Origin of the sequence: Streptomyces sp. 8L, from assembly GCF_020176795.1 — a bacterium.
Taxonomy (GTDB): domain Bacteria; phylum Actinomycetota; class Actinomycetes; order Streptomycetales; family Streptomycetaceae; genus Streptomyces.
The window spans coordinates 1-12,711 of sequence record NZ_JAIUKE010000375.1; the positions used below are offsets into that span (position 1 = coordinate 1).

Annotated in this window: 10 protein-coding genes and 1 pseudogene; 5 read left to right on the forward strand and 6 right to left on the reverse strand. The window is 71.3% G+C overall.

Annotated features, from left to right (window positions below; genetic code table 11):
- Nucleotides 1-161: 161 nt before the first annotated feature.
- Nucleotides 162-3,365 (reverse strand): GH92 family glycosyl hydrolase, encoded by a 3,204-nt coding sequence (locus LCE31_RS27300; RefSeq protein WP_225018781.1) that lies wholly within the window; start codon nt 3,363-3,365, stop codon nt 162-164.
- Between the two features lie 831 nt (nt 3,366-4,196).
- Nucleotides 4,197-4,841 (reverse strand): TetR/AcrR family transcriptional regulator, encoded by a 645-nt coding sequence (locus tag LCE31_RS27305; protein WP_225018783.1) that lies wholly within the window; start codon nt 4,839-4,841, stop codon nt 4,197-4,199.
- 71 nt (nt 4,842-4,912) lie between these two features.
- Here LCE31_RS27305 and LCE31_RS27310 point away from each other — a divergent pair, with 71 nt between their 5' ends.
- The 5 genes from LCE31_RS27310 (at nt 4,913) to LCE31_RS27330 (ending at nt 9,748) form a co-directional block, all read left to right on the forward strand.
- Nucleotides 4,913-5,806, forward strand: a complete 894-nt coding sequence (locus LCE31_RS27310; RefSeq protein WP_225018785.1) for an NADP-dependent oxidoreductase — start codon at nt 4,913-4,915, stop codon at nt 5,804-5,806.
- A gap of 318 nt (nt 5,807-6,124) precedes the next feature.
- Nucleotides 6,125-7,027, forward strand: coding sequence for an alpha/beta fold hydrolase (locus LCE31_RS27315; protein ID WP_225018788.1), 903 nt, complete (start codon nt 6,125-6,127; stop codon nt 7,025-7,027).
- Nucleotides 7,028-7,346: 319 nt separating this feature from the next.
- Entirely contained in the window at nt 7,347-7,949 is a 603-nt protein-coding gene (locus LCE31_RS27320; RefSeq protein ID WP_225018790.1) for a GNAT family N-acetyltransferase, read from the forward strand.
- 63 nt (nt 7,950-8,012) lie between these two features.
- Nucleotides 8,013-8,729, forward strand: coding sequence for a HEAT repeat domain-containing protein (locus LCE31_RS27325; RefSeq protein ID WP_374118570.1), 717 nt, complete (start codon nt 8,013-8,015; stop codon nt 8,727-8,729).
- Nucleotides 8,723-9,748, forward strand: a complete 1,026-nt coding sequence (locus LCE31_RS27330; RefSeq protein ID WP_225018792.1) for a MerR family transcriptional regulator — start codon at nt 8,723-8,725, stop codon at nt 9,746-9,748. The genes LCE31_RS27325 and LCE31_RS27330 overlap by 7 nt, the downstream gene beginning before the upstream one ends.
- A gap of 137 nt (nt 9,749-9,885) precedes the next feature.
- Here the strand turns inward: LCE31_RS27330 and LCE31_RS27335 are convergent, their stop codons facing one another.
- The 4 genes and pseudogenes from LCE31_RS27335 to LCE31_RS41340 all read right to left on the reverse strand — a co-directional run.
- Nucleotides 9,886-10,488, reverse strand: a complete 603-nt coding sequence (locus tag LCE31_RS27335; protein ID WP_225018794.1) for a hypothetical protein — start codon at nt 10,486-10,488, stop codon at nt 9,886-9,888.
- 541 nt (nt 10,489-11,029) lie between these two features.
- On the reverse strand, nt 11,030-11,290 hold the full coding sequence (locus LCE31_RS27340; RefSeq protein WP_225018796.1) for a hypothetical protein: 261 nt from the start codon (nt 11,288-11,290) through the stop codon (nt 11,030-11,032).
- A 59-nt stretch (nt 11,291-11,349) separates the two neighbouring features.
- Nucleotides 11,350-11,907, reverse strand: coding sequence for a hypothetical protein (locus tag LCE31_RS27345; protein WP_225018798.1), 558 nt, complete (start codon nt 11,905-11,907; stop codon nt 11,350-11,352).
- A 289-nt stretch (nt 11,908-12,196) separates the two neighbouring features.
- A pseudogene (locus tag LCE31_RS41340) lies at nt 12,197-12,477 on the reverse strand (IS5 family transposase); the annotation flags it as partial.
- Nucleotides 12,478-12,711 lie beyond the last annotated feature (234 nt).

Here is a 12,711-nt window from a genome sequence, read left to right on the forward strand (position 1 = left end):
CTCCCCCGCGGGCCCGCCGGCGGCGCGGGCCCGCCGGGCCGGGGGGGGGGGGGGGGGGCCGGGCCCCCCCGGGGGGGGCCCGGCGGCCCGGCCGGGCCGGCCGGCCGGGCGCCGGTCGCGGGGGGGGCCGCGACCGGACACCGGCCGGGGTGACGGGGCCCTCAGCTCGCGGGGCACAGGTCCACGGGCAGGACGCCCGGACCGCTGGTCTCGGTCCTGACGCCGTGGATCGTCACGGGCGACGCGCCGGCGATACGGAAGTCGCTCGACCCGTTCTCCCGGTTCGCGAAGTAGGAGTCCTTCACGGTGGCCGTCGCGGTCTTCCAGGTGTCGGTGCCCGTGTTGGTGACGCTGAGCGCCTTGGTGTAGGCGCCGCTGTCACCGGCCGCGTCGTACTGGAGGCTCCAGGTGCCGGTACCGGAGTCGTAGTACGAGACGGTGAAGGTGGTCGCGCTCGTCGCGCCGAACGCCAGCCGCTTGTCCAGCTGGAAGTACATGTTCAGGTCGCCGGTGACGAGCGGGACCGTGCTCGGCGGGGACGTGACGCCCACCGTCCCCGCCGTGGTGGCGCTGTCCCCGCCCACCTCGTGCTGGACGAGCCCCTGTGCCGTGTTGGGGTCGCCGAGCGTGGTGCAGGCGGTGGCCGTGTCGCCGGTGCCGACCACGGAGAGGGGGAAGGAGAGCGTGGGCAGCGGGACCGCGGCGTCCTTCGACGACAGGGCGATGGGCACCGTGCCGAAGCCCTGCGGGGTGCCCGCGGCGGCCGATACGGACACCTTGACCTGCGCCTTCCCGTCGGAACCCACCGTCGCGGTGCCCGCGGCCGGGGTGACCGTGACACCCGCGGCCGGCTTCGCGCTCCACGAGACCGTACGGATCGGCTGCGGCGGTGCGACCTCCGAGCCCGCGCCGACGTCCAGCGCCATGGTGGTGTCGGCGCTGCCGCCGGCCGGCACGGTGACGGCGGCGGGTGTCGTCGTCATGTCGACGGGGGTGACGCCCTCCGGGAAGGCGGCGCGCCCCGCGGGGTAGGACGGCGGACGGTCCGCGGTACGGGCGCCCCACGCGGTGTCGGGCGTGGAGCCGACCGTGTAGTCCAGCGACACCGGGCGCCCGTGCCCGAGCAGTTCGGTGGCCGGGAGCCAGTCCTTCGATGTCCGGCGCCCGTTCACCGCGAGGCCGTGCACGTAGTACGCGTCGGCCGACGTGCCGGGCGCCGAGACGGTGACCTCGCGTCCGTCCAAGTGCAGCTGGACGCGCGGGAACAGCGGTGTGCCGAGAGCGAGCACCGGCGTGCCCGGCGTCTCCGGATACATGCCCATCGCCGACCAGACGTACCAGGAACTCATCGCGCCCAGGTCGTCGTTGCCCGGCTCGCCGCCGGGGGTGTCGGAGTAGACCGAGTCGATCAGCCGGTGCACGGTGGACTGGGTCTTGTACGGCTCGCCCGTGTAGTCGTACACGTAGGGCGCGAGCAGGTCGATCTCGTTGCCCGCCCAGTATGTCGGGTCGTTGGGACCCGAGTTGAAGGACGCGAAGAACGCGTCGAGCCTGCGGTTGGCGTTGGCGTCGCCGCCCATGGCCTTGACGAGGCCGCCGATGTCCTGCGGCACCGACCAGGCGTACTGCGCGGCGTTGCCCTCCTGGAACCCGGACTGCCCGAAGTCCGTCAGGCCCGCGGTGACCGGGTCGCCCGTGGGGAACTTCCCGTCGCCGTCGCGGGGCTGGAGGTAGCCGGAGCCCACGTTGAAGAGCTTCGTCCAGTTCTGCGACCGGTCGAGGAACGTCCGGTAGGCCGAGCGCGCGCCGGTCTGCTGGGCGAACCGCGCGATGGAGAAGTCGTCGAGCGCGTACTCCAGCGTCTCGGAGGCGCCGTTGGTGACGGCCGAGTTGCTGGTGGACGAGTCGTTCGGAACGTAGCCGCGTTCCAAGTAGTCCGCTAGCTGCGGGCGTTCCTCGTACCAGCCCTGGCCCAGCTGGTCCTTCGTCGGCACCACGGTCGCGCCCTTCACCATGGCCTTCAGCGCGGCCCTCGTGTCGAAGTCGCGCGCGCCGAAGGTGTACGCCTCGGCGATGATGGGATCGGCCGCGTCACCGTTCATCACGCCGGTCTCGGCGTTGCCGTTGGGCCACTTCGGCAGCCAGCCGCCCTGGTCCGCGTCGTTGACCATCGACTGCACCATGTCGCTCGTCTGCTTCGGCAGCAGGGTCGCGAGCAGCGGGATCTCCGAGCGGTAGATGTCCCAGCCGGAGAAGTTGGTGTACTGGGTCCTGCCCGGCGGCAGCTTGTGGGTCTTCAGGTCGAAGCCCTGGTACCGCCCGTCGGCGTCGCTGAAGGTGGTCGGCACCAGCAGTGCGTGGTACAGCGCCGTGTAGAACTGCACCTGGTGGTCGCGGGTGCCGCCGCCGATCTGGATCTTCGACAGGAGCTTCCGCCAGGTGTCGTGCGCGCTCCTTGCGACCTGTCCCTCGCTCCAGCCCCGGTTCTCCGCCGCGAGGTTGGCCTTGGCGCCGGCCTCGCTGACATAGCTGATCCCCACCTTCATCCGGACGTTCCGCGTGTCCGTGGTGTCGAAGGTGACCCAGCCGCCGGACCCCGCGCCGCTCGCATCCGTACGGGAACCGGGCGTCGTGCCCTTGGAGTTCCAGGTGCCGTACGAGGCGAAGGGCCGGTCGAACGAGACGGCGTAGTAGACCGGCTCGGGAAGCTGCTGGTCCCCGCAGAAGTGGCCGCTCGTGACGGAGCCGCTGACCTCGCGGTCGCCGTCGACACTGACGTTCGCCGCGGTGTCGCCGTTCTGCGAATCGCCCGCCTTGAACAGGAAGTTGGCCTGCCGGGTGGCGGGGAATCCGAAGTCACCGAGGCCGGTACGGGTGGTCGCCGCGACCTTGGCGCTCATCTCGCCGTTCGCGCCGAGCTTCATCTCGTAACTGCCGGGCGAGGCCTTCTCGTTGTCGTGGCTGAACGGCTCCGTGGCACTCGTCGGGTCGGCGGGGATCGCGCCGGTCGTCGGCAGGATGGGCAGATTGCCCTCGATGTTGCACCCGGCGCCGGACACATGGGTGACGGCGAGCCCGAGGGTGGACCCCGCGTCGTAGGAGTAGCCGCCGCTCGCGGGGCGCTTGGGTGAGGTGTCGGGGCTCCAGGCCAGCATGCCGAACGGCATCGAGGCACCGGGGAACATGTCGACGTCGCCCACGCTGGCACCGCCGCTGCCGGTGCCGAGGAAGGTGTCGACCAGACCGGCCGGGTCCCGCACCAGCGGCGCCGCCGCGTCGGCGGTCCTGGCCGTGAGCCCCAGCGTCCCCGCGACCAGCACGGCCGTGACACCGGCGCCGAGCAGTCGGAATCTGTGTGTCCTCACTGCGGGTCACTCGTCCTTTCCCCAGCGGGCGACAGCATTTCTGACAACGTTGTCAACATCTGATGACGCGCTCCTCGCTTGCCTCGCTCGCTGCTTGCTTGCCTCGCTCGCTGCTTGCTTGCCTGCTCGCTTGCTTGCTTGCCTGCTCGCTTGCCTGCCTCGCTCGCTTGCTCGCAGATTTCCGGGACTTCCGGATCTTCCGGACGCGCCGGGCCTCCGAGACTGGGGGCCTCCCGGGCCTTGGGGCTCTGGTTGCGGAGCCTTGGCCCTGGCCTTTGACCTTGGGCCCCGGTCCCTGACCTCCGGCTTCCAGCCTCCGGCTTTTGGCCTCCGGCCCGTTGTCCCTGACCTTTGACCTTTGCCCCCCCTGGTCCTTGACCTCCGGCTCTTGGCCTCTGGCCTCTGACCCCTGGCCTCCGACCCGTTGTCTCTGGCCTCTGGCCTCTGACCGCCGGCCGTCGGCCCTTGCCCCTCGGCTTCTGGCTCCTGACCTTTGACCGCCGATCCATGGCCGCCGGTCTCTGGTCTCTGGTCTCTGAGCTCTGGTCGACCGTTCCGAGTCACCGGTCTCCGGCGCCCGGCTTTCGGCCTCCGACCTCTGGTTCCGGGCGTCTCCCTCCGGTCCCTGGCGGCCGATGTCCGGTCGCCGTTCGTCATCCTCCGATGTCCGTCCTCCCGGACAGAAACCGCTTGCTCGAATGCCGCATCGACTTTTATGCCCTCCGCTCCGGACCGTCAAGACCTCGCGCACACATGCGTGTTGGCGTCGAGTGAGGCGGGCCGGAGCCCAACACCCGGGCACGCCCAGGTCGCGGCAGCTCAGGGCAGGCGTCAGAGGGCCTCGGTACCGACGCGGGCGCTCGTACCGCCTTCACGACGGGTACGTGCGGGCGCGGCACCGCGCGGGCGGGTGGCCTCCCAGGCCGACTCGATCATCCGAAAGACCTCGTCCACCGCGGCCTCCGGATCGGCCGCCTCGCGGGCCAGCGAGTACGCGTCGATCACGAACCTCGCGATCGCGCGGCAGGCCATCTCGGTGCGCGCGAGAGCCGGATCGGCGATCATGGCCGCCGCCAGCGACTCCGCGTGACGCAGCCTCATCGACTCCTCGAAGTCCCGCAGAGCGGGTGACGCGAGGATCAGGCCCCACACCGGGGCGGCGCCGTCCGCCGTGCAGTGCCGCACCAGGGCGTGGATCTCATGGCGCAGCGCCGGCAGGAGCGGCTCATCCGGCGCCCGGTCCGTGATCGCCCGCGTGAGGCGTTGCTCGAAGTCCTCGTCCTGCTCGAAGACCAGGGCCTCTTTCGAGGCGAAGTGGGAGAAGAGCGTGGTGACGGCCACGTCGGCCTCGGCAGCCACGTCACGGATGCCCACGGCGTCGTACCCGCGCTCCAGGAAGAGCCGCAGGGCGGTGTCCGCGATCTTGTGACGGGTCGCGGCCTTCTTGCGCTCACGGCGTCCTGTCGGCTCGGGCATGGACCAGAGACTACCAGGTACAAATTCAAAACGGTTTCGGAAAACTAACCGTTAGTGCTACGGTCCACGGCATGAGGAAAGTGAGCTTCGCCGAGTTCGGCGGTCCGGACGTCCTGCAACTCATAGACGCCGAGGAGCCCCACGCGGGCCCCGGCCAGGTGCGCATAGCCGTGCGGGCGGCGGGCGTGAACCCCGTTGACTGGAGGGTCCGCGAGGGCCAGGTCCTGAAGGCCCATCCAACCGAGTTGCCCTCCGGGGTCGGGCTGGACGCCGCCGGGGTGGTGGACGAGGTCGGTGCGGGCGCCGAAGGGGTCGAGGCAGGCGACCGCGTGTTCGGCGAAGGGGCCGGCACCTACGCCGAGTTCGCCGTGCTGGCGGCCTGGGCGCATATGCCCGAGGGCCTGTCGTTCGAGGAGGCGGCCGGGTATCCCTCCGTGGTGGAGACCGCGCTGCGCGTCCTCCGCGAGGTCGGCGTGCGGCCGGGACAGACGCTGCTGGTCAGCGGGGCGTCCGGCGGAGTCGGATCGGCGGTGCTCCAGATCGCCCGCGATCGCGGCGTCGCGGTGATCGGTACGGCCGGAGCCGCGAACCAGGACTATCTGCGCGATCTTGGCGCTGTCGCCACGACCTACGGCGAGGGCTGGGTCGAGCGGGTGCGGCGGCTCGGCCGGGTCGACGCGGCCCTCGATCTGGCCGGCTCGGGCGTCATCCCGGAACTGGTCGAGCTGACCGGGGACCCGCGCAAAGTGCTCACCATCGCCGATCTCGGCGCGCCGGAGCACGGCGTCCGGTTCTCCGGCGTCGCCGGGAGCGTGCCGGACGCGCTCGCCGAGGCCGCCGGCCTCATAGCGCGGGGAAGGCTCCACATCCCGGTCGAGAAGTCGTACCCCCTCGCGGAAGCCGCGGCGGCCCACAGGGACAGCCAGGCGGGCCACACGCGGGGGCGCCGGGTCATCGTCCTCTGAGCCGTACGAGCCGTATGAGCCGTATGAGTCCACTGAGCCGAACGGGCCGTACGAATCCGCCGAGTCGTACGAGTCGCCTGAGTCGCCGCTCGCGGACCGCTGCGTACGGGCGCGGGCTCACGGGTTGTGGCTGCGGGCCGGCACTCGCGGACAGGGGTCTACGAACCGGGGCTCACGCACCCGCACTCCCTCGCGGGCCGAAGCTCACGGGCGCGACTCGCGAGGGTGCGGGTGCGGGTAGGGAGCCACCTCACCCCAGCCCGGTGGCGGTCAGGACGGGCTCTGCGATCCTGGAGGAAGTTGCCCAGGGAGTCTGAGATGACCGCACGGATCGAGCGGACCGCCGCCGGGGACATCGAGGTCGAGGAGCGTGGCAGCGGTACGCCGGTGCTCGTGATGCACGGCAGTCCGGGCGGAATCGACGCGGCCCGCGTCATGGGCGAATTCCTGCCGGAGGACCGGTTCCGCTCGATCGCTCTGTCCCGCCCCGGTTACCTCGGCACACCTCTCGGGGCCGACGACTCCTCGATCGATCACGAGGCGGACCTGCTGGCGGCGCTGCTGGACAGGCTGGGCGTGGAGCAGACCGGGGTTCTGGCGTGGTCCGGCGGCGGTCCTGCGGCGTACCGGCTCGCGGTCCGGCATCCCGAGCGGGTCACATCGCTGGTCGCGGTGGCTGCCGTCAGCGCGCGGTGGGTGGCGCCCGCGCCGTCCGCGTCGGAGCGCTTCCTGTTCGGTACGCGCGCGGGGCAGCGGCTGACCGCGCTCCTTGCCCGTCGTTCGCCGGCCCGGTTGATCGAGGGTGCGCTGGCCGGCGAGGGGTCGGTGCGGGGCGAGGAACTGAAGGCGCTCGCCGCGGAAGTGCTGGCGGACCCGGTGCAGCGTGCCGCGGTCCTGGCGTTCGCCACGACTGTGGGCACCACGGGCCGCCGCAGGGCCGGCTGGCAGAACGACGTGGTGAACTTCGCCGCGATCGACTCGCTGGAACTCGGGCGGGTGCGCTGTCCGGTCCTCTTGATCCACGGGGACGCGGACACCGACGCGGCGATCGACTTCAGCCACTCGGCGCGTGCCGCGCTGACGGAGAGCCGACTGATCGTGATGCACCACGGCACGCATCTCGCGTTCTACGCCCACCCGAACGCGGCGGACGCGCAGGACGAGGCCCGCACGTTCCTCGCCGCGAACGCCGCCGGGACACCCGGCTCGGCGGGCCGCTGACGCAGAGGGCTCAGGGCCGGGTCCGGGGCGCGGTGGCCATACGTGACGGACCCGGCCAGAAGCGCCCGCCGGTCCGTCCCGTACGGCGCGACGGACGCGACCCGGGACCGGACTGAGACCTGACATCTGCGAGGTCGAGCGGTACCGAACACCACCGGCGCGACCCACTCGCCCGCCCCGCCCGGCAGATCAACGGCCCAGCCGGCCGCCGGGAGATGGCCGCCGGGCGGCGGCGTCACGGACCCGTCCCCGGAGCGGGCTGCCGTCCATCCTGGGAAATCAGGTGCCCTCGGCCGCAGCGGCTGCGTAAAGTCGGGCAATGCCCGAGCTGAAGCGGCTGCACGCCGGACACGCCTCGGCGGTTCTGGCCTTCGAGCTGGCGAACCGCGCCTACTTCGCGGCCTCGGTCTCCGACCGCGGCGACGAGTTCTTCGCCCGGTTCACCGACCGGTTCCACGCCCTGCTGGCCGAGCAGGGGGCCGGCGTCTGCGCGTTCCATGTGCTGGTCGCCGAGGACGGATCGGTACTCGGCAGGTTCAACCTGGTCGACATCGAGGACCACGTCGCCCAACTCGGCTACCGGGTCGCGCAGCACGTCACCGGACGCGGAGTGGCGACGGCGGCCGTACGCGAGTTGTGCGGGTCGGCCGCGGCCCGGTACGGACTGCGCACCCTGCGCGCGGCCGCCTCCCACCAGAACGCGGCGTCGCAGAGGGTGCTGGTCAAGGCGGGGTTCGTGCGGGCCGGCCCGCCCCCCCCCGCCCACCTCGGCGGCAAGCCGGGCACCTGGTACCAGCGCGACCTGGCGGCCCCGTCACACAGCGCGGCCCCGCCGCACAACGCGGCCCCGCCGCACAACGCGGCCCCGCCGCACAACGCGGCCCCGCCGCACAACGCGGCCCCGCCCGGGCAGCGCCCCTGAACTGGCGGAGTTCCCGACGTGTGGGCCGGCGGCTTGACCTTGACACCGTGACAAGGCGTCCACTTGGCGCAGGAGGTGGTCCCGATCGACGCGACCGACACAGCCCGTGAGAACACCCGCCTGGCCGACGCCCTGCGCTCCGAGGACGCCTCGGTCCGGCTCAGGGCGGCCCTGGCGGCCGGTTCGGGGCCCCGCCCGCTCTTCCTGGTGGCGCTTGTCGAGCGGTACGCGGTCGAACCGGACTTCTTCGTACGGGACATGCTGTCCTGGGCACTGACCAGGCTCCCGCCGGAGATCACCCTGCCCCGTATCCGCCAGGAGCTCGGCTCCGAACGTCCCCAGGCACGCGGCCAGGCGCTGCACACGCTCTCCAAGATCGGCGACAGGAGCACGTGGGCCTGGATCACCCGCGACATGCTGCGCGACCCCGACGACGAGGTGGCGCGGACCGCGTGGCGCGCCGCGGTGATCCTCGTACCCGAGGACGGGGCGACGGAGCTGGCCGAGGAGCTGGTTCTCCAGCTCGGCCGGGGCGACCACGGTGTGCGCTCCAGCCTGAGCCGCGCCCTCGTCGGCCTCGGCGACGTGATCGGGCCCGCGCTGGAGAGGGCCGCGGAGGACCCCGCTCCAGCGGTGGCCGCACACGCCCGCGCCACCGAACTGCTGCGGCAAAACCCGGAGGCCGGTTTCGACGCGGCGGTCGAGGAGGCCAAGCGCGTGGCCGCACTCGGTCCTGAACGAGCCGCCGCCGCAAGGAGTCCGGAGGCCACGGATTGCTGATCGGCGAGGTGGCCCGCCGGTCCGGGGTGAGCACCCGGATGCTCCGGCACTACGACGCCCTGGGGCTCGTACGGCCGACGGGCCGCACGACGGGCGGCTACCGCGAGTACTCCGCGGCGGACGTCCGCAGGATCTTCCACGTGGAGAGCCTGCGGTCCCTCGGGCTCTCGCTGAAGCAGATCGGGCGCGCGCTGGAGGAGCCGGACTTCACGCCCGCCGCCCTGGTCGGGGACCTCATCCGGTGGACGGAGGACCGCCTGGCGCGGGAAGAGGAGCTGCTCGCACGGCTCCGTACGATCGACGCGTCGGCGCCCACCGGCTGGCAGGGCGTCCTGCGCACCGTGGAACTCATGCGGGACCTCGGTTCGGCCGGCGCGGCCCGCAGGCAACAGGCCGTCCTGAGACAGGAGCAGGAGGGGGCACCCGTCCCCGCGGAGCTGCTCGCGTCGGCGGTCCTGGCCGAATCCGACCCGCATGTCGCGGGCGCCCTGCGCTGGGCGCTCGCCCGGTCGGGCGGCGACGCCGTGGCGGCACTCGATGCGGCCACGCACGCGGAGGATGCCGGTGTCCGGCGTCGCGCGGTGCTGGCGATCGCCGCCATGCCCGGGGCTCCGGGCGCGATCGCGGTGCTCGCTGCCGCTCTCGCGGACCCGGACGCGACGGTGCGCGGGCACGCCGCTCTGGCTCTCGGCAGGCAGGGCGTGGCCGCGGCCGTACCCGTACTCGTCGGCATGGTGGTCGAGGGCCGCCACGACGTGGAAGCGGCGGAGGCCCTGCGGGCACTGGCCGAGGACCCCGGGTGCGCGGACCGCGTCACGAGCGCCCTGACCGATCAACTCGCTGCGCCCACAGCGGACTCGGCGACCCGCATCCGTCTCATCCAGGCGCTGGTCGAACTGGCGGGGGCCACCGCGCGGGAGGCCCTGCGCCGGCTGGCCCACGACGACGACAGCACCGTCGCCCTCGTCGCCTCGGCCCTCGCCCAAGTCGTCGAAGACCAGGCCACAGAGGAGACGTGACGTCGTATCAGGCGCGACGGCGGCGCGCCAGGAGTCATGGCGGGCGGACCGCCTGCCTTCGCACGGTCCGCCTCGCCCTGTCCCGGCGGACGCGAACGGCCCTGCCCGGCGCGCCGGTTCGACCTGAGTGCCCCCGCCTACGGGTACGGCGCACCGAACACGGCGGAGAGACTCCTCGCCGTATCGAGGCAGCGCCCGGTGGAGTGCCTCTGGACGAAGCCCAGGAACTTCCGTCCGAGTTCTTCGCGGGAATCCGGATACCCCTGCCCGAGCCCCAGGACGTCACTCGTCTCCTCGCCCCAGGCGAGGGACGCGAGGGCCAGGACGCGTCCCTGCCCCATGGCGGACCGGACGCGCCCCGGCCAGGAGTACGAGCCGAGCCAGACTTCCGCGTTGAAGCAGGACCAGGCACTCAGCAGACTCGTCGCGACGTACTGCTCCTCCCGCTGTCCCGAGGGCACCCGGAAGTACAGGTCACTGGTCTCCGCACGCCACCTCGCCGGCACGAATCCGCACAGCCCCTCGGCCTGCTCCAAGTGGAGCAACCCCAGCTGGTGCACGGACGCGACGTTCGCGCCGGCCGCCTCCAAAGCCTTGGTGAACGGGCGGCGTTCGGCCTCGGACGGCTCCTCCCCCAGATCGGCGAGGGCCGCTGCCAACTCGAAGAAGCGCGTGTTCTCCGCGCTCGTGAACGCTTCGAGCCGGTGGCGCGAACACCGCCCGGGGCCACGCCCGCGCACCCGGCCCCGATGCCTCGCCGACGCCTCGGCGGATCAGGCCCCGCGGCCATCGGGAGGCCCCGTGTTTCCCGGGCCCGGCCCGCTGCGCGCCTGCCCTGTGGCTATGCGGGAGGGCGCTTGGCCGGGGCCTCCGCATGGCCCCGCTCACGGCGGCATACGGTTGCGCATACGCGAAGACCCCGCACTCAGCGAACTCGCTGGTGGCGGGGTCTTTGGGCACCTCATGCAAGGTGCCCCCGGCAGGATTCGAACCTGCGCACACGGCCCGGAGGGCATCTGCGTCTGGTAGGTCCCGCAGCTCAGAAGCGTCCCTGGGGTCGTCCTGGTCAGACTGGCCCCCGAACAGGCCGCGCTCCATGGATGCCACCGCCACCTCGATGCGAAGAACTGCCGGCGGGCCGATGGCTGCGGTCTGCTGAGCTGGCCAGCCGGTCGTCTGTGCCTGGCGGCGGTCGACTCCCGTCACGGTGGTTGCTGTGCTTCGCTGCTGAACGGGCTTCGGGTCGACCGCCTCCGTTCAGATGCCACATGAGACGAAGGCTCAGTCACCTGACGCGCGTCCGTCGACGAAGTACTCAAGATTGGGATCGGGCGGCCCGCAGTGCAGGATCTCGTCCACCTTGGGCCAGACATCGAGTGGTACTGGGTAACTGTGAACGTACCAGGGGTCGTTGCGATCAGGTGTGATTACTTCACGCAGTCTCACCAACTGATCCATACTGATCGGATGCTCGCTGTGCAGGCTGTCATCTTCACGGAAGGCTGAGAGCGCCCACACCATTTTTGGATCATCGGACGGCATACGGTGACGCTACTCCTGGGCTGTCGAGCAGTTCTTCTGGAAGTGATGCAGTGAGTCTCTCACGTGGACGTTTCACGTGACGGGTCCCCGTGACCTGCGGCGCCGACTTCAACCTCGGTGGTTGTCTGTCGACGTTGGTCGACCTCGGACGGCCCAAGGACAGCCCGGCGCTCGCTTTGTGGGGCGTCTTTCCCCCTGCCGATGGATGCACGAAGGGTCGAGATGGCGCGCTTCCAACGAGGAGCCGGGCGTCGCATGGCTTCTCGCATGTACGCGCCGCGTCCACGGCTCAGAATGGTGATGGCGTCGCCGAGCCCAACCGGGTCCCACAATTCGAGCAATTGTTGATTCCTCTCTGGGACCGCTACCAGCTTCCCCAGCATCTTGATTGCAGCCTTGACGGTCCCACTGCCGGGAAAGTGAGGAAGCGCCTCAACTTCAGCCCTCGCTCTACCCAGTGGATCAAGGACACGGAACACGTGCGGCTCACGCTGGTGGTAGTCCGTTGCGTCGATATCGCCAAGCGCCGCGACATAGCGGTTAGCTCCATCTGCGGCTTCCACGAGATGCCCAAGTGCAGCCTCGAAACGGGCAACATCGAATTTGGCGATCTCCAACTCTCCCTCCCAACGGGCCCGGTCCTGAGCTACCCCGCGCTGGGTCCACCTGGTCACACCACCCACAACCAGAGCCGCGCAAGCCGTAATCAAGGGCCCTGCCGTGGCTATCGACTGAAGATGCATAGGCCATATGGTGCCTGGCCTGTCGGGCAGTGCGTGCCCGAATAGCCCAGCCCATCACTCTGCCCGCTCCCCTACCTCAGCCCTCCACCGTCGGCACTCGCGTACGGGCCTCCCCGCCACGGACGTACGAGCGCCCCCGCCGGAGGCATCGTTCTCCCCCCTTCGCAGCGGTGCGGCTGGGTTCGTGGTCGCGGGCCGGGCGGCGGTGGCACGTGAGCCAGCCATAGGTCCGCTCGACCGCGCACCGCTTAGGGATGGAGGGCGAAGCCCCTGGTCCCCGACTTGCGGGCGGTGGCCTCCATCTCGATGCCGAGGGCAGCGGTGTGTTCGACGGGGTGCTGGCGGTAGCCGCCGTCGACTCAGACGGCAGGCCGGGATGGTCGGCGGCCGCCCGTCCAGGAGGGCCCGGTCGACGGTGGAGTCCTGGACGCGGACCGCGGTGAGACAGCGTCCGCTGCCGCACGGTACGAGGACCTGGCCTGAGTTATACCCGCTTGACTGGTGGCCTCTGCCGCACGCAAGGCGTCTTTGGTCTGCCATCGACCTACGAGCATGGTGGTGGGTACGCCGATGAGCACAGCCCCGGCCGCACCGAGAGTGGGCCTTCCCCCGCGAAAGTGGACACGTGTTCGGGTGGTTATGCGGCCAGCGTGAGCTTATCGGACTCCTGCCGGTGCT